At 66.7% G+C, this 20131-nt stretch carries 31 protein-coding genes; all 31 read left to right on the forward strand.

Features of this window, described 5'->3' with window-relative positions:
• Positions 1 to 50 precede the first annotated feature (50 nt).
• The 31 genes from fusA to rpsD all read left to right on the forward strand — a co-directional run bounded on the left by fusA (position 51) and on the right by rpsD (position 20036).
• A complete protein-coding gene (fusA, locus tag B118_RS0100160; protein WP_018222579.1) occupies positions 51 to 2147 on the forward strand; it encodes an elongation factor G in 2097 nt (698 codons plus the stop codon).
• Between the two features lie 220 nt (positions 2148 to 2367).
• Positions 2368 to 3561 carry an elongation factor Tu gene (gene tuf, locus B118_RS0100165; RefSeq protein WP_018222580.1) on the forward strand — a complete coding sequence of 398 codons (1194 nt, stop codon included), beginning with the start codon at positions 2368 to 2370 and terminating at the stop codon, positions 3559 to 3561.
• 348 nt (positions 3562 to 3909) lie between these two features.
• Positions 3910 to 4218, forward strand: coding sequence for a 30S ribosomal protein S10 (rpsJ, locus tag B118_RS0100170; RefSeq protein ID WP_007073037.1), 309 nt, complete (start codon positions 3910 to 3912; stop codon positions 4216 to 4218).
• An 11-nt stretch (positions 4219 to 4229) separates the two neighbouring features.
• Positions 4230 to 4889 (forward strand): 50S ribosomal protein L3, encoded by a 660-nt coding sequence (rplC, locus tag B118_RS0100175; RefSeq protein ID WP_018222581.1) that lies wholly within the window; start codon positions 4230 to 4232, stop codon positions 4887 to 4889.
• The gene (gene rplD, locus B118_RS0100180; RefSeq protein ID WP_018222582.1) at positions 4886 to 5536 is read left to right on the forward strand and encodes a 50S ribosomal protein L4; all 651 of its coding nucleotides are present in this window, start codon (positions 4886 to 4888) and stop codon (positions 5534 to 5536) included. The genes rplC and rplD overlap by 4 nt, the downstream gene beginning before the upstream one ends.
• Positions 5533 to 5835 (forward strand): 50S ribosomal protein L23, encoded by a 303-nt coding sequence (gene rplW / locus B118_RS0100185; protein ID WP_012015123.1) that lies wholly within the window; start codon positions 5533 to 5535, stop codon positions 5833 to 5835. The genes rplD and rplW overlap by 4 nt, the downstream gene beginning before the upstream one ends.
• 12 nt (positions 5836 to 5847) lie before the next feature.
• On the forward strand, positions 5848 to 6687 hold the full coding sequence (gene rplB / locus B118_RS0100190; protein WP_018222583.1) for a 50S ribosomal protein L2: 840 nt from the start codon (positions 5848 to 5850) through the stop codon (positions 6685 to 6687).
• A gap of 12 nt (positions 6688 to 6699) precedes the next feature.
• Positions 6700 to 6981, forward strand: coding sequence for a 30S ribosomal protein S19 (rpsS, locus tag B118_RS0100195; RefSeq protein ID WP_018222584.1), 282 nt, complete (start codon positions 6700 to 6702; stop codon positions 6979 to 6981).
• Between the two features lie 40 nt (positions 6982 to 7021).
• Positions 7022 to 7480, forward strand: coding sequence for a 50S ribosomal protein L22 (rplV, locus tag B118_RS0100200; protein ID WP_018222585.1), 459 nt, complete (start codon positions 7022 to 7024; stop codon positions 7478 to 7480).
• Complete coding sequence (gene rpsC, locus B118_RS0100205; RefSeq protein ID WP_018810195.1) at positions 7480 to 8346, forward strand: 30S ribosomal protein S3; 867 nt, start codon at positions 7480 to 7482, stop codon at positions 8344 to 8346. The genes rplV and rpsC overlap by 1 nt, the downstream gene beginning before the upstream one ends.
• A gap of 3 nt (positions 8347 to 8349) precedes the next feature.
• Positions 8350 to 8775, forward strand: coding sequence for a 50S ribosomal protein L16 (gene rplP, locus B118_RS0100210; protein ID WP_007465292.1), 426 nt, complete (start codon positions 8350 to 8352; stop codon positions 8773 to 8775).
• Positions 8775 to 9011, forward strand: coding sequence for a 50S ribosomal protein L29 (gene rpmC, locus B118_RS0100215; protein WP_012015118.1), 237 nt, complete (start codon positions 8775 to 8777; stop codon positions 9009 to 9011). Before rplP ends, rpmC begins: the two co-directional genes overlap by 1 nt.
• On the forward strand, positions 9008 to 9283 hold the full coding sequence (gene rpsQ, locus B118_RS0100220; protein ID WP_012015117.1) for a 30S ribosomal protein S17: 276 nt from the start codon (positions 9008 to 9010) through the stop codon (positions 9281 to 9283). The genes rpmC and rpsQ overlap by 4 nt, the downstream gene beginning before the upstream one ends.
• 97 nt (positions 9284 to 9380) lie before the next feature.
• Positions 9381 to 9749 (forward strand): 50S ribosomal protein L14, encoded by a 369-nt coding sequence (gene rplN / locus B118_RS0100225; RefSeq protein WP_007073026.1) that lies wholly within the window; start codon positions 9381 to 9383, stop codon positions 9747 to 9749.
• On the forward strand, positions 9746 to 10066 hold the full coding sequence (rplX, locus tag B118_RS0100230; protein WP_013288626.1) for a 50S ribosomal protein L24: 321 nt from the start codon (positions 9746 to 9748) through the stop codon (positions 10064 to 10066). Before rplN ends, rplX begins: the two co-directional genes overlap by 4 nt.
• On the forward strand, positions 10066 to 10635 hold the full coding sequence (gene rplE / locus B118_RS0100235; RefSeq protein WP_028192241.1) for a 50S ribosomal protein L5: 570 nt from the start codon (positions 10066 to 10068) through the stop codon (positions 10633 to 10635). Before rplX ends, rplE begins: the two co-directional genes overlap by 1 nt.
• Position 10636: 1 nt before the next feature.
• Positions 10637 to 10822: a type Z 30S ribosomal protein S14 gene (locus B118_RS0100240; RefSeq protein ID WP_007073023.1), complete on the forward strand. Its 186-nt coding sequence runs from the start codon at positions 10637 to 10639 to the stop codon at positions 10820 to 10822.
• Between the two features lie 93 nt (positions 10823 to 10915).
• Positions 10916 to 11323, forward strand: a complete 408-nt coding sequence (gene rpsH, locus B118_RS0100245; RefSeq protein ID WP_018217053.1) for a 30S ribosomal protein S8 — start codon at positions 10916 to 10918, stop codon at positions 11321 to 11323.
• 16 nt (positions 11324 to 11339) lie between these two features.
• Positions 11340 to 11882, forward strand: coding sequence for a 50S ribosomal protein L6 (gene rplF, locus B118_RS0100250; protein ID WP_018222588.1), 543 nt, complete (start codon positions 11340 to 11342; stop codon positions 11880 to 11882).
• The gene (rplR, locus tag B118_RS0100255) at positions 11879 to 12268 is read left to right on the forward strand and encodes a 50S ribosomal protein L18 (protein ID WP_018217051.1); all 390 of its coding nucleotides are present in this window, start codon (positions 11879 to 11881) and stop codon (positions 12266 to 12268) included. The genes rplF and rplR overlap by 4 nt, the downstream gene beginning before the upstream one ends.
• Before the next feature lie 34 nt (positions 12269 to 12302).
• Entirely contained in the window at positions 12303 to 12917 is a 615-nt protein-coding gene (rpsE, locus tag B118_RS0100260) for a 30S ribosomal protein S5 (RefSeq protein WP_018217050.1), read from the forward strand.
• On the forward strand, positions 12917 to 13099 hold the full coding sequence (gene rpmD / locus B118_RS0100265) for a 50S ribosomal protein L30 (protein ID WP_012015110.1): 183 nt from the start codon (positions 12917 to 12919) through the stop codon (positions 13097 to 13099). Before rpsE ends, rpmD begins: the two co-directional genes overlap by 1 nt.
• Positions 13099 to 13542, forward strand: a complete 444-nt coding sequence (gene rplO / locus B118_RS0100270) for a 50S ribosomal protein L15 (protein ID WP_018217048.1) — start codon at positions 13099 to 13101, stop codon at positions 13540 to 13542. Before rpmD ends, rplO begins: the two co-directional genes overlap by 1 nt.
• A gap of 923 nt (positions 13543 to 14465) precedes the next feature.
• Entirely contained in the window at positions 14466 to 15791 is a 1326-nt protein-coding gene (secY, locus tag B118_RS0100275) for a preprotein translocase subunit SecY (protein ID WP_018810194.1), read from the forward strand.
• Positions 15792 to 16445: an adenylate kinase gene (locus B118_RS0100280; RefSeq protein ID WP_018222590.1), complete on the forward strand. Its 654-nt coding sequence runs from the start codon at positions 15792 to 15794 to the stop codon at positions 16443 to 16445.
• Between the two features lie 79 nt (positions 16446 to 16524).
• On the forward strand, positions 16525 to 17370 hold the full coding sequence (gene map, locus B118_RS0100285) for a type I methionyl aminopeptidase (protein ID WP_018222591.1): 846 nt from the start codon (positions 16525 to 16527) through the stop codon (positions 17368 to 17370).
• Positions 17371 to 17897: 527 nt separating this feature from the next.
• Entirely contained in the window at positions 17898 to 18119 is a 222-nt protein-coding gene (gene infA / locus B118_RS0100295) for a translation initiation factor IF-1 (protein WP_007073013.1), read from the forward strand.
• A 91-nt stretch (positions 18120 to 18210) separates the two neighbouring features.
• Positions 18211 to 18324, forward strand: coding sequence for a 50S ribosomal protein L36 (gene rpmJ / locus B118_RS0100300; RefSeq protein ID WP_012184307.1), 114 nt, complete (start codon positions 18211 to 18213; stop codon positions 18322 to 18324).
• Positions 18325 to 18589: 265 nt separating this feature from the next.
• A complete protein-coding gene (gene rpsM / locus B118_RS0100305) occupies positions 18590 to 18970 on the forward strand; it encodes a 30S ribosomal protein S13 (RefSeq protein ID WP_018222593.1) in 381 nt (126 codons plus the stop codon).
• Positions 18971 to 18988: 18 nt separating this feature from the next.
• Positions 18989 to 19396 (forward strand): 30S ribosomal protein S11, encoded by a 408-nt coding sequence (gene rpsK, locus B118_RS0100310; RefSeq protein ID WP_012015102.1) that lies wholly within the window; start codon positions 18989 to 18991, stop codon positions 19394 to 19396.
• A 13-nt stretch (positions 19397 to 19409) separates the two neighbouring features.
• Entirely contained in the window at positions 19410 to 20036 is a 627-nt protein-coding gene (gene rpsD / locus B118_RS0100315) for a 30S ribosomal protein S4 (protein ID WP_018222594.1), read from the forward strand.
• Positions 20037 to 20131: the final 95 nt, after the last annotated feature.

The raw sequence follows: 20131 nt of genomic DNA on the forward strand, positions 1-20131 counted from the left end.
GCGCCGGAACCACACCAGTTGTGTCGAGACGACGATAAGTAGGGATTGAAGTGGCCGCCGCAGACGCGCTCGCCAACGTACGCAACATCGGCATCATGGCGCACATCGATGCCGGTAAGACCACTACCACCGAGCGAATCCTGTTCTACACCGGTATCACCTACAAGATCGGTGAGGTTCATGAGGGCGCTGCCGTCATGGACTGGATGGCGCAGGAGCAGGAGCGCGGTATCACGATCACTTCCGCCGCCACGAAGTGCGAGTGGAAGGGCCACACGATTCAGATCATCGATACGCCCGGCCACGTCGACTTCACGGTCGAGGTCGAGCGGTCGCTGCGGGTTCTGGATGGTGCGGTCGCGGTCTACGACGGAGTCGCCGGCGTGGAGCCGCAGACGGAGAACGTCTGGCGTCAGGCCGACAAGTACAACGTCCCGCGGATGTGCTTCGTCAACAAGCTCGACCGGACCGGTGCAGACTTCTTCCGCTGCGTCCAGATGATGGTGGACCGGCTCAACGCCACCCCGTTGGTGCTTCAGGTCCCGATTGGGCTCGAGTCCGAGCACATCGGCGTCGTTGACCTGATCGGCATGCGTGCCCTCACCTGGCGTGGGGAAACCCAGAAGGGCGAGGACTACGCGGTCGAGGAGATCCCGGCCGAGTTGACCGACGTCGCCACCGAGTGGCGCGAGAAGCTGATGGAGACGCTGGCCGACGTCGACGACGCGGTGATGGAGAAGTACCTGGAGGGCGAGGACTTCTCCATCGAGGAGATCAAGGCTGCCATCCGCCGGGCGACCATCGCCGGTAAGGCCAACCCGGTCCTCTGCGGCTCCGCCTTCAAGAACAAGGGCGTCCAGCCGATGCTCGACGCCGTGGTCGACTACCTGCCGTCGCCGCTGGATGTCCCGGCGATCGAGGGCACCGCGACCGACGGTGAGACCCCGCTGCTGCGGAAGCCGTCCACCTCGGAGCCGTTCTCCGGTCTCGCCTTCAAGATCCAGACCGACAAGCACCTTGGGAAGCTGACCTACGTCCGGGTCTACTCCGGTGTGGTCGAGACCGGTTCGCAGGTGGTCAACTCCACCAAGGACCGCAAGGAGCGGATCGGCAAGATCTACCAGATGCACGCCAACAAGCGGGAGGAGCGCGGCTCCGCCAAGGCTGGCGACATCATCGCGGTTCAGGGCCTCAAGCAGACCACCACCGGTGACACCCTCTGCGACCCGGCGAACCCGGTCATCCTTGAGTCGATGACCTTCCCGGAGCCGGTCATCGAGGTGGCCATCGAGCCGAAGACCAAGGCCGACCAGGAGAAGCTGAGCACCGCCATCCAGCGGCTGGCCGAGGAGGACCCGACCTTCCGCGTCAAGCTGGACGACGAGACCGGGCAGACGGTCATCTCCGGCATGGGTGAGCTGCACCTGGACATCCTGGTGGACCGGATGCGCCGCGAGTTCAACGTCGAGGCGAACATCGGTAAGCCGCAGGTGGCGTACCGCGAGACCATCCGCCGCAAGGTGGAGAAGGTTGAGTACACCCACAAGAAGCAGACCGGTGGCTCCGGCCAGTACGCCCGGGTGATCATCAGTCTGGAGCCGTTGCCCCTGGACAACGACGCTCCAACCTACGAGTTCGCCAACGCCGTCACCGGTGGTCGCATCCCCCGGGAGTTCATCCCCTCGGTGGACGCGGGTGCGCAGGATGCCATGCAGTACGGCATTCTGGCCGGCTTCCCGCTGGTCGGGGTGAAGCTGACGCTGGTGGACGGTCAGTACCACGAGGTCGACTCGTCTGAGATGGCGTTCAAGATCGCCGGTTCGATGGTGCTGAAGGACGCGGCCCGCAAGGCCGATCCGGCACTGCTCGAGCCGATGATGGCCGTTGAGGTCACCACTCCAGAGGAGAACATGGGTGACGTCGTCGGTGATATTAACTCCCGTCGAGGCATAATCCAGGCGATGGAGGATCGCGGCGGTGCCCGCGTCGTCCGTGCCCTGGTGCCGTTGTCGGAGATGTTCGGCTACGTCGGCGACCTGCGGTCGAAGACCCAGGGCCGGGCTAGCTACAGCATGCAGTTCGACTCCTACGCCGAGGTCCCGGCCTCGGTGGCGAAGGAGATCATCGCCAAGGCGACCGGCGAGTGACACTCGCCTGAGCCGGTTGATGAGCCGGGGCGGTCGCGGGAGGGTCTCCCGCCCGTGACCACCTCGGTCGGAGGGCATGAATCTGGGCCTGTAGGCTTCATCGCCGCAGAGCTCACAAATGGCTTCCCGGCCGTCAGGCCGGAAAGGCTGTCGACAGAGTCCTAAGCGCCGACCGGCGCGCCGGGGCGAACGAACCAAGAAAGTCCACAGGAGGACACCAGTGGCGAAGGCGAAGTTCGAGCGGACTAAGCCGCACGTCAACATCGGCACCATTGGTCACATCGACCACGGTAAGACGACGCTGACGGCGGCCATCACCAAGGTCCTGCACGACCAGTACCCGGACCTGAACCCGTACATGCCGTTCGACGAGATCGACAAGGCGCCGGAGGAGAAGGCCCGCGGTATCACGATCTCGATCGCGCACGTCGAGTACCAGACCGAGGCGCGGCACTACGCGCACGTCGACTGCCCCGGGCACGCCGACTACATCAAGAACATGATCACCGGTGCGGCACAGATGGACGGCGCGATCCTCGTGGTCGCGGCGACCGACGGCCCGATGCCGCAGACCCGCGAGCACGTGCTGCTGGCCCGCCAGGTCGGCGTGCCGTACATCGTCGTGGCGCTCAACAAGAGCGACATGGTTGACGACGAGGAGCTCCTTGAGCTCGTCGAGCTCGAGGTCCGTGAGCTGCTCTCCTCGCAGGAGTACCCGGGTGACGACCTGCCGGTCGTGCGGGTGTCCGCGCTGAAGGCCCTTGAGGGCGACCCGGAGTGGGCCGGCAAGCTCATGGAGCTGATGACCGCGGTCGACACCTCGATCCCGCAGCCGGAGCGCGAGACCGAGAAGCCGTTCCTGATGCCGATCGAGGACGTCTTCACGATCACCGGCCGGGGCACGGTCGTCACCGGTCGCGCCGAGCGTGGCGTGCTGAAGCCGAACGAGGAGGTGGAGCTCGTCGGCATCCGCGAGAAGTCGACGAAGACCACCTGCACCGGCATCGAGATGTTCCGCAAGCTGCTGGACGAGGCGCGTGCGGGTGAGAACGTCGGTCTGCTGCTGCGTGGCGTGAAGCGCGAGGACGTCGAGCGCGGCATGGTCGTCATCAAGCCGGGCACCGCCACCCCGCACACCGAGTTCGAGGCGACGGTCTACATCCTCTCCAAGGAGGAGGGTGGCCGCCACACGCCGTTCTTCCAGAACTACCGTCCGCAGTTCTACTTCCGGACCACGGACGTTACCGGCGTTGTTACCCTCCCCGAGGGCACCGAGATGGTCATGCCGGGCGACAACACCACGATGACCGTGAAGCTGATCCAGCCCGTCGCGATGGAGGAGAACCTCAAGTTCGCGATCCGCGAGGGTGGCCGCACGGTTGGCGCGGGTCGCGTCACCAAGATCATTCAGTGAGCTAGGTAACCCCGATTAGGTGTGCCGCCGCTCGTGCGGCATACTAGTCAGGTTGCGTAACGATGGTTCGCCCGTTTGCGTTCGGCAGTGCCGAACCTCCGGGCGGGGGAACCAGTCGGGCGCAGGGTGGTCGGCGATTCTTCGCTGACCACCCTCGCGCGGCGTCTAGGTCGCCATAGTGCGATTGACGTGATGACCCACCGCGGCAGAATCGCTCCGGAATCCCGGGGCGGACTCTGAACCAAGGGCGCGACACGCCCGACCGCGGGGGTCGGCGAAGCGGGCCCGGTGCCACTCGGCACGGGCGTCCGCAACACAGCGGCATCGAGAGAAGGAACAGAAGCCACTATGGCGGGACAGAAGATCCGCATCCGGCTCAAGGCCTATGACCACGAGGTCGTCGACTCCTCGGCTCGGAAGATCGTCGAGACGGTGACGCGCACCGGGGCGCAGGTCGCAGGGCCGGTGCCGCTGCCCACGGAGATCAACCGTTTCTGCGTTATCCGCTCGCCGCACAAGTACAAGGACTCGCGCGAGCACTTCGAGATGCGCACGCACAAGCGGCTGATCGACATCATCGACCCGACCCCGAAGACGGTCGACTCGCTCATGCGCCTCGACCTGCCGGCTGGCGTCGACATCGAGATCAAGCTGTAGGGATCGGACAAATGGACAGGCAAGTCAAGGGGATCCTGGGCGCGAAGCTCGGCATGACCCAGGTCTGGGACAACAACCGTGTTGTCCCGGTGACTGTGGTGCAGGCCGGCCCGTGTGTCGTCAGCCAGGTCCGTAGCCAGGAAAAGGACGGCTACGCGGCCGTTCAGTTGGCGTATGGCGCCATCGACCCGCGCAAGGTCAAGAAGCCGATCAGCGGCCACTACGCGAAGGCCGAAGTCGCGCCGCGCCGACACATCGTCGAGCTGCGCACCACCGACGCCACCGAGTACTCGCTCGGCCAGGAGGTCACGGTCGAGGAGTTCCCGGCCGGGATCTCGGTCGACGTGACCGGAAAGACCAAGGGCAAGGGCTACGCCGGCCCGATGAAGCGGCACGGCTTCCACGGCCTGCGCGCCAGTCACGGTGTCGAGCGCAAGCACCGCTCGCCGGGTTCGATCGGCGGCTGCGCCACGCCGGGACGTGTCTTCAAGGGCACCCGGATGGCCGGCCGGATGGGTGGCGTGCGTTACACCGTCCAGAACCTCACCGTCCAGGCGGTTGACACCGAGAACAATCTCCTGCTCGTCCGGGGTGCCATCCCTGGCCCCAAGGGCGCGCTGGTCCTGGTCCGCACCGCGGCCAAGGCGAAGAAGGGTGGGGCAGCCAAGTGACCACCGTTGATGTCCTCACCGTCGAAGGTACCAAGGCCGGCTCCGTTGAGCTGCCCGCTGACATCTTCGACGCGCAGGCCAACATCCCGCTGATGCACCAGGTCGTGGTGGCTCAGCTCGCGGCGGCTCGACAGGGCACGCACAAGACCAAGACGCGGGGCGAGGTCGCCGGCGGCGGCAAGAAGCCCTACAAGCAGAAGGGCACCGGCCGGGCCCGCCAGGGCTCGATCCGCGCTCCGCAGTTCGCCGGGGGCGGCGTGGTACACGGCCCGGTGCCGCGCGACTACAGCCAGCGCACCCCGAAGAAGATGAAGGCCGCCGCGCTGCGGGGTGCCCTCTCGGACCGGGCCCGCGCGGAGAAGGTGCATGTCGTCGAGGCGTTCGTCGCCGGTGAGAAGCCGTCAACGAAGGCGGCTCTGACCACCTTGGCGAAGCTGACCGACGCACGCCGGGTGCTGGTGGTGCTGAGCAGCACCGATGAGGTGAACTGGGTGTCGCTGCGCAACGAGCCGCGGGTGCACCTGATCGAGTCCGGCCAGCTCAACACGTACGACGTGCTGCTGGCCGACGACGTGGTCTTCACCAAGGAGGCCCTGGAGGAGTTCCTGGGCGTTCCCGCTGAGACCACCGAGGAGGGTGGCAAGTGAGCACGATCGCCGACCCGCGCGACATCATCATTGCGCCGGTCGTCTCGGAGAAGAGCTACAGCGAGCTGAACCGCAACTGGTACACGTTCCTGGTGCACCCGGACGCGAACAAGACCGCGATCAAGATCGCCATTGAGCAGATCTTCAACGTCCGCGTCCTGACGGTCAACACGCTCAACCGCGTGGGCAAGCGCAAGCGGACCCGGACCGGGTTCGGCAAGCGCAAGGACACCAAGCGGGCGATGGTGAAGCTGGCTGACGGTGACCGCATCGAGGCCTTCGGCGGCCCGGTCAGCTGAGGGGTGTAGACAATGGCTATCCGTAAGTACAAGCCGACGACGCCGGGCCGGCGTGGCTCGAGTGTCGCCGACTTCGCCGAGATCACCCGGTCCACGCCGGAGAAGTCGCTACTGGCTCCGCTGCCGAAGAAGGGTGGGCGGAACGCCCACGGCCGGATCACCGCCCGGCACCAGGGTGGCGGCCACAAGCGCCAGTACCGGATCATCGACTTCAAGCGAGTCGACAAGGACGGCGTGCCGGCGAAGGTCGCGCACATCGAGTACGACCCGAACCGCACCGCGCGGATCGCGCTGCTGCACTTCCTGGACGGCGAGAAGCGGTACATCCTCGCGCCGAAGGACCTGAAGCAGGGCGACATCGTCGAGTCGGGTCCGGGCGCCGACATCAAGCCGGGCAACAACCTGCCGCTGCGGAACATCCCGGTCGGTCTGACGATCCACAACGTGGAACTGCGTCCGGGGGGCGGCGCCAAGCTGGCCCGCTCCGCGGGGACCGGAATCCAGCTGCTCGGCCGGGAGGGCGCCTACGCGACCCTGCGGATGCCCTCCGGTGAAATCCGCCGCGTTGACGTGCGCTGCCGGGCCAGCATCGGTGAGATCGGCAACGCCGACCAGTCAAACATCAACTGGGGCAAGGCCGGCCGGATGCGGTGGAAGGGCAAGCGCCCGACCGTCCGTGGTGTGGCCATGAACCCGGTCGACCACCCGCACGGTGGTGGTGAGGGTAAGACCTCTGGTGGCCGGCACCCGGTCAACCCGCAGGGTAAGCCCGAGGGCCGTACCCGCCGTAAGGGCCAGCCGAGTGACCGGCTGATCGTCCGCCGTCGCTACGCCACGCGTAAGCGCGGCTGAGGGAGATAAGAGATGCCTCGCAGCCTGAAGAAGGGCCCGTTCATCGACGACCACCTGCTCAAGAAGGTGGAGACGCAGAACGACAAGGGCACCAAGAACGTCATCAAGACCTGGTCGCGGCGCTCGACGATCATCCCGGAGATGCTGGGTCACACGATCGCTGTGCACGACGGACGCAAGCACGTCCCGGTGTTCGTGACCGAGGCGATGGTCGGGCACAAGCTCGGCGAGTTCGCGCAGACCCGCACGTTCAAGGGTCACGAGAAGGACGACCGGAAGAGCCGTCGGCGCTGACGCCGCGGGCATACGGATAGAGGAACAAGGGGTTACAGCGATGCCAGGAAAGGGCGACGCTCCGGTGCTTCCGGGCGCGCGGGCGGTTGCGCGGTACGTGCGCATCTCGCCGATGAAGGCGCGCCGGGTGGTCAACCTCGTCCGCGGCCTGCCCGCGAAGGAGGCGCTCACGGTGCTGCAGTTCGCGCCACAGGCCGCGAGCGAGCAGGTGTACAAGGTACTCGCGAGCGCGATCGCCAACGCGGAGAACAACGAGCGGCTGGACCCCGATGCGCTGCTCGTCCGCGAGGCGTACGTGGACGAGGGCCCGACGATGAAGCGGTTCCAGCCGCGCGCCCAGGGCCGGGCGTACCGGATCCGGAAGCGCACCTGTCACATCACGGTGGTGGTTGAGGCGGTCGCGCCGGCTGCGCCCAAGAAGGCGGCGGCGAAGAAGGCGGCCCCGGCGAAGGAGACCACGCCAGCTGCGACCGAGAGCAAGACGGAGGGTGCCGAGTAATGGGTCAGAAGGTTCACCCGCACGGGTTCCGGCTCGGCATCTCGACCGACTGGAAGTCGCGCTGGTTCGCGGACAAGCTCTACAAGGACTACGTCGGCGAGGATGTCAAGATCCGGCGGATGATGTCCAAGGGCCTGGAGCGGGCGGGAATCTCCAAGGTTGACATCGAGCGCACCCGGGACCGGGTCCGCGTCGACATCCACACCGCCCGACCGGGCATCGTGATCGGCCGTAAGGGTGCTGAGGCCGACCGGATCCGCGGCGAGCTGGAGAAGCTGACCGGCAAGCAGGTCCAGCTCAACATCATCGAGGTGAAGAGCCCCGAGTCGGACGCGCAGCTCGTCGCGCAGGGCGTGGCCGAGCAGTTGTCCAGCCGGGTCAGCTTCCGTCGGGCGATGCGCAAGGCCATGCAGTCGGCGATGAAGAACCCGGTCTGCAAGGGCATCCGGGTGCAGGTCTCGGGGCGGCTCGGTGGTGCCGAGATGAGCCGGACCGAGTTCTACCGCGAGGGCCGGGTCCCGCTGCACACGCTACGGGCCAACATCGAGTACGGCTTCTTTGAGGCCCGGACCACCTTCGGCCGGATCGGTGTGAAGGTTTGGATCTACAAGGGCGACGCGGTGCCGGGCCGGGAGACCCCGGCCGAGGCTCCGTCGCGTCCGCGCCGGGAGCGCGGCGACCGCTCGGAGCGTCCGCGTCGGGGTAGGTCTGGTTCGTCCGGCACCACCGCTGGTGGCACCGAGGCCGGCCGCGCCGCCGCGACCACCATCGCGCAGGCGGCCGAGACGCCGAGCGGCGAGTCGGTGGACGCTGGCGCGATCGCGTCGGCCGCCACCCAGCCGGCAGAAACGCAGCAGGAGGGCTGACAGATGCTGATGCCGCGCAAGCCCCCGAAGGGCTTCCGCAAGCCGCACCACCCGGACCGCAGTGGCGCGTCCAAGGGCGGTAACCGGGTGGTGTTCGGCGAGTTCGGGATCCAGGCTCTCGAGCCGGCCTACGTGACCAACCGCCAGATCGAGTCGGCGCGTATCGCGATGACCCGGCACATCAAGCGTGGTGGCAAGGTCTGGATCACGATCTTCCCGGACCAGGCGCTCACCAAGAAGCCGGCGGAGACCCGGATGGGTTCCGGTAAGGGCTCTCCCGAGTGGTGGGTCGCGAATGTGAAGCCGGGGCGGGTTCTCTTCGAGATGTCCTTCCCCAACGAGCAGATCGCGCGTGAGGCGATGCGTCGCGCGATTCACAAGCTCCCGATGAAGTGCCGGATTGTTACACGCGAAGTGGGTGAATCCTGATGGCAGCGGGCGTTAAGGCCGCCGAGCTGCGTGAGCTCTCCGAGGAGGAGTTGGTCACGAAGCTGCGCGAGGCTAAGGCGGAGCTGTTCAACCTCCGCGTGCAGGCCGCAACCGGGCAGCTGGACAACAACCGGCGGCTGCAGGTCATTCGTCGGGAGATCGCCCGGATCTACACGATCATGCGTGAACGCGAGCTGGGGCTCTCGGCCGCGCCGACTGAGGTGACTGCAGGATGAGCGAGAACACCACCGCGACCACGCGGGCCCGCCGGAAGGTTCGTGAGGGCCTCGTGGTCAGCGACAAGATGGACAAGACCGTTGTCGTCGAGGTCGAGGACCGCGTCAAGCACGGGCTGTACGGCAAGATCATGCGCCGCACCAGCAAGCTGAAGGTCCACGACGAGCAGAACTCGGCCGGCATCGGCGACCGGGTCCTGATCATGGAGACCCGGCCGTTGTCTGCCACCAAGCGGTGGCGGCTCGTGGAGATCCTCGAGAAGGCCAAGTAGCGAAGGCTCGAGCTCGGCCGGTTCCGGTCGGGCGCAGGTTCCGCCAGGCTCCGGCCGCCGTGTGCGGCCGGAGAACCGGCAGACATAGGAGATAGACGTGATTCAGCAGGAGTCGCGACTGCGCGTCGCCGACAACACGGGTGCCCGGGAGATCCTGTGCATCCGGGTGCTCGGTGGCTCCGGTCGGCGCTACGCGAGCATCGGCGACGTCATCGTGGCCACCGTCAAGGACGCGATCCCGGGCGCCGGTGTCAAGAAGGGCGATGTCGTGAAGGCGGTCGTCGTTCGTACCGCCAAGGAGAAGCGGCGGCCGGACGGCTCGTACATCCGCTTCGACGAGAACGCCGCCGTCATCATCAAGGACGGTGGGGATCCGCGTGGCACCCGTATCTTCGGCCCGGTTGGCCGGGAGCTGCGGGACAAGCGGTTCATGAAGATTATTTCTCTCGCGCCGGAGGTGTTGTGACCGTGAAGGTCAAGAAGGGCGACACGGTCGTCGTCATCGCCGGCAAGGACAAGGGTGCCAAGGGTAAGGTCATCGCGGCCTACCCGCGGCAGGACAAGGTCCTGGTCGAGGGCGTGAACCGGGTCAAGAAGCACACCCGCATCAGCACCACCCAGCGTGGCGCGAAGACCGGTGGCATCGTCACCCAGGAGGCTCCGATCCACGTCTCGAACGTGATGGTCTTGGACTCCGACGGCAAGCCGACCCGAGTCGGTTACCGGATCGATGACAATGGCCAGAAGGTCCGCATCGCGCGTAGCACCGGTAAGGACCTGTGATGACCACGGCTACCGAAACCAAGAACATGCCGCGCCTCAAGGAGCGGTACCGTAACGAGATCGTGGGCCAGCTGCGGGAGCAGTACAAGTACGGCAACCCGATGCAGGTGCCGCGTCTGGTCAAGATCGTCGTCAACATGGGTGTCGGCGAGGCCGCCCGGGATGCCAAGTTGATCGACGGCGCCGTCCGCGATCTGGCCACCATCACCGGCCAGAAGCCGCAGGTTAGGCGGGCCACCAAGTCCATCGCGCAGTTCAAGCTGCGGGAGGGCATGCCGATCGGCGCGAAGGTCACGCTGCGCGGCGACCGGATGTGGGAGTTCCTGGACCGGCTGCTCTCCATCGCGCTGCCGCGTATCCGTGACTTCCGCGGTCTCGACGGGCGCAAGCTCGACGGGAACGGTAACTACACGTTCGGTCTGACCGAGCAGTCGGTGTTCCACGAGATCGACCAGGACAAGATCGATCGCCAGCGGGGCATGGACATCACGGTGGTCACCACCGCCACGACCGACGATGAGGGCCGGGCGCTGCTCAAGTTCCTGGGCTTCCCGTTCAAGGAGAACTGAGATGGCCAAGAAGGCGCTGATCCTCAAGGCGGCCGCGAAGCCGAAGTTCTCGGTTCGCGCGTACACCCGCTGCCAGCGGTGCGGGCGTCCGAAGGCGGTCTACCGCAAGTTCGGTCTCTGCCGGGTCTGCATCCGGGAGATGGCCCACCGCGGTGAGCTGCCCGGCGTGTCCAAGGCTTCCTGGTAATAGCCCGGCGCGCTCCGCGCGTCAGCTGCACTGTCTCTTCGCCGTAGGCCCGGGATCGCCCGGGAACCCCGGCGAGAAAGGTTGACGAGTTTAATGACGATGACCGACCCGATCGCAGACATGCTCACGCGTCTGCGTAACGCCAACCAGGCGTACCACGACCGGGTGACGATGCCCTACTCGAAGATCAAGGCGAATATCGCCGAGGTCCTCAAGTCCGAGGGGTACATCAGCACCTGGTTGGTCGAGGAGCCCGAGGAGAGCGCCGTCGGCAAGCGACTGGTCGTCGAGCTGAAGTACGGCCAGAACCGCGAGCGGAGCCTGGCCGGCATCAAGCGCGTGTCCAAGCCCGGCCTCCGGGTGTACGCCAAGTCGGGTGAGCTCCCGCGGGTGCTCGGCGGGCTTGGCGTGGCGATCATTTCGACGTCCCAGGGGCTGCTCACCGATCGGCAGGCCCGCAAGCGGAGCGTTGGCGGGGAAGTCCTCGCCTTCGTCTGGTAACGGGAGACAGGTAGAAATGTCGCGTATTGGACGTAAGTCGATCCCGGTGCCAGCCGGCGTTGACGTCACGATCGCCGGCCAGACCGTCACGGTCAAGGGCCCCAAGGGCGAACTCTCGCACACCGTCGCCGAGCCGATCACGATCGAGCGGGCGGAGGACGGGCAGCTGAACGTGGCTCGCCCGAATGACGAGCGCACGGCCAAGGAACTGCACGGACTGAGCCGTACCCTGGTCGCCAACATGATCGTCGGTGTGACCGAGGGCTACCGGAAGAGTCTGGAGATCGCGGGCACCGGTTACCGGGTAACCGCGAAGGGCAAGGACCTCGAGTTTGCGCTCGGGTTCTCGCACCCGGTCACCGTGGTGGCGCCGGAAGGCATCACCTTCTCGGTGGAGAAGCCCACGCTGTTCCACGTGGCCGGCATCAACAAACAGCTGGTCGGTGAGGTCGCCGCGAACATCCGGAAGATCCGTCCGCCGGAGCCCTACAAGGGCAAGGGCGTGAAGTACCAGGGTGAAGTGATCCGCCGTAAGGCCGGAAAGGCAGGTAAGAAGTGAGCGCCACGCTGCTCAAGCGTCGCCGCGGTGTCGCCGCCAAGCGCGCCGTCGGGCGGGCGCGCCGGCACTTCCGGGTCCGGCGGCAGGTCAGTGGGACGCCCGCGCGTCCCCGCCTGGTGGTCACCCGTTCGCTGCGGCACATCGTCGCCCAGATCGTGGACGACACCAAGGGGCACACCCTGGTGTCGGCCTCGACCCTGGATGCCTCGCTGCGGGGCACCGAGGGCGACAAGAGTGTTCTGGCCGGCAAGGTCGGCGTTCTGCTCGCCGAGCGGGCGAAGGCCGCTGGTATCGCCAAGGTCGTCTTCGACCGCGGTGGCAACCGGTACGCGGGGCGGGTCGCCGCGCTGGCCGACGCCGCCCGCGAAGCCGGGCTCGAGTTCTGACAAACCCCGTCACGAGAGAGAAGGAAGGCTGCTGATGCCAGGTCAACAGCGCCGTGGCGGCGGGTCCGGTGGCAACGAGGGTGGTCGCCGCGACAACCGCCGTGAGGGCGGCCGCGGAAACGCGCCCGTCGAGAAGACCCCGCACCTCGAGCGGGTCGTCGCAATCAACCGCGTCGCAAAGGTCGTGAAGGGTGGTCGTCGCTTCAGCTTCACCGCCCTGGTGATCGTGGGCGACGGCGACGGCACCGTCGGTGTGGGCTACGGAAAGGCCAAGGAGGTGCCCGCGGCGATCGCCAAGGGTGTCGAGGAGGCCAAGAAGCACTTCTTCAAGGTGCCGCGGATCGGTCAGTCCATCCCGCACCCGGTGCAGGGCGAGGACGCCGCCGGTGTCGTGCTGCTGAAGCCGGCTTCGGCCGGTACCGGTGTCATCGCCGGTGGCCCGGTCCGTGCCGTGCTGGAGTGCGCCGGCATTCACGATGTGCTCTCGAAGAGCCTCGGGTCGTCCAACCCGATCAACATCGTGCACGCCACGTTGGCGGCGCTGAAGGGGCTTGAGTCCCCTGAGGCCGTCGCCTCCCGGCGGGGCCTGCCGGTTGAGGACGTCGCGCCGGCGGCCATGCTGGCGTCGCGGGCGGAGGTGGCGTCCTGATGGCTCGCCTGAAGGTCACCCAGGTCCGGTCCGAGATTGGGACCAAGCAGAACCAGCGGGACTCGCTGCGTTCGCTCGGGCTCAAGCGGATCAACGACGTGGTGGTCAAGGAAGACCGTCCGGAGATTCGCGGCATGATCTTCACGGTCAACCACCTCGTGAAGGTCGAGGAGGTCGAGTAATGACGATCAAGGTCCACCACCTGCGTCCGGCGCCGGGTGCCAAGGTCGCCAAGACCCGGGTGGGTCGTGGTGAGGGCTCCAAGGGCAAGACCGCCGGTCGCGGTACCAAGGGGTCGAAGGCCCGGAAGAACATCTCGGCAGCGTTCGAGGGTGGGCAGATGCCTATCCACATGCGGTTGCCGAAGATGAAGGGCTTCAAGAACAAGTTCAAGGTGACCTTCCAGGTCGTCAACCTGGAGCGGCTCGCCGAGCTGTTCCCGAACGGTGGCCAGGTTGGCCCGGCCGAGCTGGTTGATGCCGGTGCGGTGCGCAAGGGGCAGCCGATCAAGGTCCTCGGGACCGGTGACCTCGGTGGCGTTACCCTCCAGGTCTCGGCGCAGGCGTTCAGCGCGTCGGCCAAGGAGAAGATCACTGCCGCCGGTGGTTCGATCACCGAGCTGTAAGAGGTCTGCGGCGGGGGCATGGTTGGGGAAACCGACCATGCCCCCGCCGCGACTCGTTGGCCGTCGTTATGTGGTGTGGGCCTGGTTCGTGGGAAACGTGAAGCGTCCTGAACCCGCTGCCCTGTGATTGGCCGATTGAATGACCAGTGAGTCGCACCGCGTTTTGGTAATGCCGACCGCGACCGCTTTCGGGTTTGTTTCCCGAAAGAGTGAGACCGTGGTCTTGTGGCCCGCGTTCGCTACGCCTGCGGTAGCTTCGAGAAATGTGGCCGGGTTGGTCGCGGTAGAAATATTTCGAATTGACCGACGGGCTGGGTAACCCTCTTTCCAGGTGCTGCCGCGTTACGGTCCGGCGGACTCGAAGCCCTGATGCGGGAATGGTCAGCGATACCACTTTCGTGCTCGCGTGGCGCACCTGACGCGGACTTCACCGGCCAGGGTGGAGGCGTGGCTGAGGTCCGGTTGGACTGTGGCGAGCACCAGCGTGACGGCGGTGGCGAGACCGAGCCTGAGACCCGGACCGAGGCCGAGACCCAGATCAGGGGATCGAGGTCGGAGTCAGGTCGGGGTGCGCGGGAGCCGCCGGTAGCCGTTCGCTATAGTTTTCAACAATTCTGCACGCTAGCGTACGGGTGGTGCCGGGGTCAATAGAAGCTTATAGGCTCGATAAATCGGCGCGTCGCTCTCTGGTCGTCGGATGGGCGCGCAAGCTGCTCCGGGCCCCGATGTGGGAGGCCGTGGAGGTTCGCTCCCTCGTCTGTCAGGTGCGTATGCCGCGGCCTGACGGAACGAGACATGTAGGCACCCAGTGGTGTGGTGTTGGGCAAGCCTGTTAAGGTGTGACTTCGGCGTCGTCTAGGTCGCCAGTCTGATGGTGCCCGTGTTGGCGAAAGGCCACGCGGCCTTCGCGCAGGAGGAAGAACTTGCTGTCTGCCTTTCTCAGTGCGTTCCGTACGCCTGACCTGCGCAAGAAGCTGCTGTTCACGATCGGCATCATTGCGATCTACCGCCTCGGTGCCGCGCTGCCCAGCCCCGGTGTGTCGTACACCAACGTGCAGAAGTGCATCGACGCGACCCAGGGCAGCACCGGCGTACTGAACCTGCTCAACCTCTTCTCCGGTGGGGCGCTGCTGCAGCTCTCGGTCTTCGCGCTGGGCATCATGCCCTACATCACCGCGTCGATCATCCTGCAGCTGTTGACCGTGGTGATCCCTCGGCTGGAGCAGCTCCGTAAGGAGGGCCAGGCCGGCCAGGCGAAGATCACGCAGTACACCCGCTACCTGACCCTTGGGCTCGGCGTTCTGCAGGCGTCGGCGTTCGTCGCGCTCGCCCGCTCGGGCCAGCTCTTCCAGAACCAGTGCGACCAGTTCCCGATCATCCCGGAAAACACCGGAATCCCGGACTGGCTGACTCTGAGCATCCTGGTCATGACGATGACCGCGGGCACCGGTGTGGTGATGTGGCTCGGCGAGCTGATCACTGGCCGCGGTGTCGGCAACGGCATGTCCGTGCTGATCTTCACCTCGATCGCGGCGCGGCTCCCCGCCGAGGGCTGGACGATCAAGGAGAGTCAGGGCTGGGCCAAGTTCCTGCTCGTCATCGCCCTGGTGCTGGTCATCATCACCGCGGTTACCTTCATCGAGCAGTCGCAGCGCCGGATCCCGGTGCAGTACGCCAAGCGCATGATCGGCCGGCGGATGTACGGCGGCACGTCCACCTACATCCCGTTGAAGGTGAACCAGGCTGGTGTCATCCCGGTCATCTTCGGTTCGTCGCTGCTCTACCTGCCGCAGTTGGCCCTGCAGTTCTTCGACCAGAACAACCCGGGCCGGACCCAGGTGTGGATCCAGAACAACCTGGTCGACCCGACCAGCCCGATCTACATCGTGGTCTACTTCCTGCTGATCATCTTCTTCACGTACTTCTACGTCTCGATCACCTTCAACCCGACCGAGGTCGCGGACAACATGAAGAAGTACGGCGGTTTCGTTCCGGGCATCCGTCCGGGCAAGCCGACCGCCGACTACCTGGACTTCATCCTCAGCCGGATCACCCTGCCGGGCGCGCTCTACCTGGCCGTCGTCTCGATCCTGCCGAACTTCTTCTTCATCTGGCTCGACCGTCAGCAGTACCTGAACTTCCCGTTCGGCGGTACCGCAGTGCTGATCATGGTTGGTGTCGGCCTTGAGACCACCAAGCAGATCGAGAGCCAACTGATGCAGCGGAACTACGAAGGGTTCCTGCGGTAGATGAGACTCGTTCTGGTTGGCCCGCCGGGCGCGGGCAAGGGCACGCAGGCAGAGTTCGTCGCCGCGCACCTCGCGGTGCCGAAGATCTCGACCGGGGACATCTTCCGGTCCAACGTCTCGCAGGGCACGCCCCTCGGGGTCCAGGCCAAGCGGTATATGGACGCCGGCGAGTTGGTGCCGGATGAGGTGACCATCAGCATGGTCCGGGACCGGCTCGCCGAACCGGACGCCGGTGCGGGGTTCCTTCTCGACGGCTTCCCGCGGACCACCCCACAGGCGGTCGCGCTGGACAAGCTCCTCGTTGACCTGGGCGCCGCGCTGGACCTGGTGCTGGAATTGGTGGTTGACGACGACGAGGTCATTCGGCGGCTCTCCGGCCGGCGTACCTGCCGGGGCTGCGGCAAGGTCTGGCACGTCGAGTTCGACGCCCCCAGTCAGGAGGGGCGCTGCGACCGGTGTGGCGCCGAGCTGTTCCAGCGCGACGACGACAAGCCGGAGACCATCGCCACCCGGTTGCGGGAGTATACGGACAAGACCGCGCCATTGGTGGATTACTACGGTGCCCAGAGCAAGCTTGTGGGTATCGACGCCACCGGCCCGGTCGAGGATGTCACCGTTCGGGCAATCGATGCTCTGCGGTCCTACGGCGGCTGAGTCCCAGCACCGCGGATAGAGCCCCGGTAGCGGGGTACGTGGCGGCGTGCCCGCTTTTCGGTGAGAGAGGTTTACCCCGATGCGTCGTCCCCAGCTGGATATCCAGCTGAAGACCCCGGACCAGATCGAGAAGATGCGCGCCGCCGGGCTGGTGGTGGCGGAGGCGTTGCGCCGGATGCGGGAGGCGGTGGCTCCCGGGGTCAGCACCGCGGAGTTGGACGCGATCGCCGAGTCGACGATCCGGGCGGCGGGGGCGACCCCGTCCTTCCAGGGCTACCACGGCTTCCCGGCCTCGATCTGCGCATCGGTGAACGAGCAGGTTGTGCACGGTATTCCGGCCCCCACCCAGGTGCTCCGGGACGGAGACATCATCTCCCTCGACTGCGGTGCGGTGCTGGACGGTTGGCACGGGGACGCGGCCATCACCGTCGCGGTGGGCGACGTGGAGCCGGCGTTACTGAGGATGGCCGCGGTCGCCGAGGACGCGATGTGGGCCGGCATCGCCGCGGCCGCCCGCGGCGCTGCCAGTGGCAAGGGACGGCTCACCGACATCTCCCACGCCGTCGAAACGGCGGTCCGCAAGGGCGGGCGGTACGGCATCGTCGACGGGTATGGCGGTCATGGAATCGGCACCGAGATGCACCAGGATCCGCACGTGCTCAACCACGGCCGCCCGGGTAGGGGCCCCCGGTTGGTGCCGGGGATGGCGCTGGCCATCGAGCCGATGATCACGCTGGGCTCGCCCCGGACGGCAGAGCTGGCCGATGGCTGGACGGTGGTGACGCGGGACGGCTCCCGGGCGGTGCACGTGGAGCACAGCATGGCACTGTTGCCGGACGGGGTGTGGGTGCTCACCGCGGTTGACGGAGGGCGGGAGCGCCTCGGTGACCTGGTGACCGCGCGGCAACCAGCGGTTGCCGGCTGAAGCCCGAGACCACCCAGCTCAGGCCCGCGAGCAGCCAGCTGACCGCGAGCAGCCCGGGACAGCCCGTGGGCAGCGTGGCGCCAGCCCGGGAGCGGCCGGCTCGGCCGAGGAGTTGCCCGGCCTCGGGTTGCCGACGCGCTCGGCGTCGCGGCGGGCGGCGGCATCTTCATCGGGGCCCTGGCGGGCATTGACCACGCCGCCGCCGCGGTCCAGACTCGTGACGGCCTGGGCCTCCGGTGGGGGTGACGGGTTGGTGCGGCTCGCCTTCCAGCACTCCGACGGGGGCGATGACTGTTCGATCGTCCGGTTCGATGAGGTCAACTGCCCGGTCGGGTGGTCGGTTTGGCGACGGCGTACGGGCCGGCGTACACTTTCTGATCGGCGCACAGCGTCCACTCCGGCATGCCCGCCCGCGCTTCGGCGGGTGCTGGAGCCGCGGCTGGCGCGGGTCACCTGATTTCGATCAGTCATCCCGTGAAAGACGTTGTGGGCCGTCCGGAGCAACCGACGTCAGGACAGCGGAGGACATGCCGAAAAAAGACGGAGCCATCGAGATCGAGGGCCGGGTTATCGAGCCCCTGCCGAACGCCATGTTCCGGGTGGAGCTCGCCAACGGGCACAAGGTGCTGGCTCACATCAGCGGCAAGATGCGGCAGCACTACATCCGCATCCTGCCGGAGGACCGGGTCGTCGTCGAACTTTCGCCGTACGACCTGACCCGAGGGCGCATCGTCTACCGCTACAAGTAAGCCTGACGGCGGCCGGGTGATCCCGTGTCCGTCATCGTCGCCCGGAGTCGCGCCTGTCGCGTCGCCGGGCCAGATCGGAAGTAAGGCAACCGTGAAGGTCAAGCCGAGCGTCAAGCGGATCTGCAACAAGTGCCGGGTGATCCGCCGGCACGGCCGGGTCATGGTCATTTGCACCGACCCGCGCCACAAGCAGCGCCAGGGCTGACTGTCCGGCCGGTCGTGACAACGCGACCGGTCGACACCGGCCCCGGCCGCAGATTCCGTCACAACACAGCACATGCTCGTTCCAGCCGCAGGGAGTGCGCAGCGCGTACCTCGTCGTGGTTAACCCCCGGTCGGAGGCCGGGGCCCGCTCGGGCAGCGACCGAACCGGTCGCCGGCGTCGGTATCGGCGTCGGAGACGGGGAGGTCGGTAGCGGGATGGGACGGGACCACACCTCCGCCAGAAACCACGAGGAGTACGCCCGCACATGGCACGGCTAGTCGGCGTGGATCTCCCCCGCGAGAAGCGGTTGGAGATTGCGCTCACCTACATCTTCGGCGTGGGTCGCACCCGCGCCCTGGAGACGCTCGCCGCCACCGGCATCTCGCCGGACAAGCGCGCCCGGGACCTCACGGACGAGGAGCTCGTGCAGCTCCGCGACCACATCGAGGCCAACTACAAGGTCGAGGGCGACCTGCGCCGCGAGGTCGCCGCGGACATCCGTCGCAAGGTCGAGATCGGCTGCTACGCCGGTATCCGGCACCGCCGGGGTCTACCGGTTCGTGGTCAGCGGACGCGGACCAACGCCCGCAGCCGCAAGGGCCCGAAGCGGACCGTCGCCGGCAAGAAGAAGCCCGGCAGGAAGTAATAGGAGCGCAGAAGACTTATGCCACCGAAGGCTCGTGCCGGAGCCGCCGTCAAGAAGGTCCGGCGCAAGGAACGCAAGAACGTCGCCCACGGCCAGGCGCACATCAAGAGCACCTTCAACAACACCATCGTGTCCGTCACGGACCCGACCGGTGCGGTCATCTCCTGGGCCTCCGCCGGCCAGGTTGGCTTCAAGGGCTCCCGCAAGTCGACTCCGTTCGCCGCGCAGCTGGCCGCCGAGGCCGCCGCGCGTCGCGCGATGGAGCACGGCATGCGCAAGGTCGACGTGTTCGTCAAGGGCCCCGGCTCCGGCCGGGAGACCGCCATCCGTTCGCTGCAGGCCGTCGGCCTGGAGGTCGGTCAGATCTCCGACGTGACCCCGCAGCCGCACAACGGGTGCCGTCCGCCGAAGCGTCGCCGGGTCTGAGAGGTAGGAAGAGATGGCTCGTTACACCGGTGCTGACTGCCGCCGTTGCCGGCGGGAGAAGATGAAGCTGTTCCTCAAGGGCAGCAAGTGCGATGGCCCGAAGTGCCCGTTCGAGTCCCGGCCGTTCCCGCCCGGGCAGCACGGCCGTGGCCGCACGAAGGAGACGGAGTACCTGCTCCAGCACCGCGAGAAGCAGAAGGCCCGCCGGGTTTACGGCGTGCTGGAGAAGCAGTTCCGCGGCTACTACGACGAGGCCGTGGCGAAGCAGGCCAAGACCGGTGAGGTCCTCCTGCAGATCCTCGAGTCGCGGCTGGACAACGTGGTCTACCGGGCCGGCTACGCCAAGTCCCGGGACATGGCCCGGCAGCTGGTCAAGCACGGTCACTTCACGGTGAACGGCAAGAAGGTCGACATTCCGTCGTACCGCGTCAAGGAGCACGACATCATCGAGGTCCGGGGCAAGAGCAAGGAGCTCACCCCGTTCCTGGTGGCGCAGGCCGAGGCCGGCTCCAAGAGCGTGCCGGCGTGGCTGGAGGCCATTCCGAGCCAGATGAAGGTGCTCGTGCACTCGCTCCCGAGCCGCCAGGTGATCGACACCCAGGTCCAGGAGCAGCTGATCGTCGAGCTCTACTCCAAGTAGGTGCTCGGGTGGTGGTCCGCCCCCTCCCGGGGCGGGCCACCACAACGGTGTGTGTCGTGGGCGTCATATGGCGGGCGCCCCGGAAGAAAAGAGAA

The organism is Salinispora pacifica CNR114 (genome assembly GCF_000514775.1).
GTDB lineage: Bacteria > Actinomycetota > Actinomycetes > Mycobacteriales > Micromonosporaceae > Micromonospora > Micromonospora pacifica.

Excerpts from the sequence above, each read along its gene's own strand:
- map (WP_018222591.1), top strand. The coding sequence starts at position 16,525 with ATGCGTCGTCCCCAGCTGGATATCCAGCTGAAGACCCCGGACCAGATC.
- rpsH (WP_018217053.1), top strand. The coding sequence starts at position 10,916 with ATGACGATGACCGACCCGATCGCAGACATGCTCACGCGTCTGCGTAAC.
- rpsQ (WP_012015117.1), top strand. The coding sequence starts at position 9,008 with ATGAGCGAGAACACCACCGCGACCACGCGGGCCCGCCGGAAGGTTCGT.
- rplE (WP_028192241.1), top strand. The coding sequence starts at position 10,066 with ATGACCACGGCTACCGAAACCAAGAACATGCCGCGCCTCAAGGAGCGG.
- rpsK (WP_012015102.1), top strand. The coding sequence starts at position 18,989 with ATGCCACCGAAGGCTCGTGCCGGAGCCGCCGTCAAGAAGGTCCGGCGC.
- B118_RS0100240 (WP_007073023.1), top strand. The coding sequence starts at position 10,637 with ATGGCCAAGAAGGCGCTGATCCTCAAGGCGGCCGCGAAGCCGAAGTTC.
- rpsJ (WP_007073037.1), top strand. The coding sequence starts at position 3,910 with ATGGCGGGACAGAAGATCCGCATCCGGCTCAAGGCCTATGACCACGAG.
- rplV (WP_018222585.1), top strand. The coding sequence starts at position 7,022 with ATGCCAGGAAAGGGCGACGCTCCGGTGCTTCCGGGCGCGCGGGCGGTT.
- B118_RS0100280 (WP_018222590.1), top strand. The coding sequence starts at position 15,792 with ATGAGACTCGTTCTGGTTGGCCCGCCGGGCGCGGGCAAGGGCACGCAG.
- rpsD (WP_018222594.1), top strand. The coding sequence starts at position 19,410 with ATGGCTCGTTACACCGGTGCTGACTGCCGCCGTTGCCGGCGGGAGAAG.
- rplF (WP_018222588.1), top strand. The coding sequence starts at position 11,340 with ATGTCGCGTATTGGACGTAAGTCGATCCCGGTGCCAGCCGGCGTTGAC.
- infA (WP_007073013.1), top strand. The coding sequence starts at position 17,898 with ATGCCGAAAAAAGACGGAGCCATCGAGATCGAGGGCCGGGTTATCGAG.
- rplC (WP_018222581.1), top strand. The coding sequence starts at position 4,230 with ATGGACAGGCAAGTCAAGGGGATCCTGGGCGCGAAGCTCGGCATGACC.
- rpsE (WP_018217050.1), top strand. The coding sequence starts at position 12,303 with ATGCCAGGTCAACAGCGCCGTGGCGGCGGGTCCGGTGGCAACGAGGGT.
- rpsS (WP_018222584.1), top strand. The coding sequence starts at position 6,700 with ATGCCTCGCAGCCTGAAGAAGGGCCCGTTCATCGACGACCACCTGCTC.
- rpmD (WP_012015110.1), top strand. The coding sequence starts at position 12,917 with ATGGCTCGCCTGAAGGTCACCCAGGTCCGGTCCGAGATTGGGACCAAG.
- rpmC (WP_012015118.1), top strand. The coding sequence starts at position 8,775 with ATGGCAGCGGGCGTTAAGGCCGCCGAGCTGCGTGAGCTCTCCGAGGAG.
- rplP (WP_007465292.1), top strand. The coding sequence starts at position 8,350 with ATGCTGATGCCGCGCAAGCCCCCGAAGGGCTTCCGCAAGCCGCACCAC.
- rplB (WP_018222583.1), top strand. The coding sequence starts at position 5,848 with ATGGCTATCCGTAAGTACAAGCCGACGACGCCGGGCCGGCGTGGCTCG.
- rpsC (WP_018810195.1), top strand. The coding sequence starts at position 7,480 with ATGGGTCAGAAGGTTCACCCGCACGGGTTCCGGCTCGGCATCTCGACC.
- rplO (WP_018217048.1), top strand. The coding sequence starts at position 13,099 with ATGACGATCAAGGTCCACCACCTGCGTCCGGCGCCGGGTGCCAAGGTC.
- rpsM (WP_018222593.1), top strand. The coding sequence starts at position 18,590 with ATGGCACGGCTAGTCGGCGTGGATCTCCCCCGCGAGAAGCGGTTGGAG.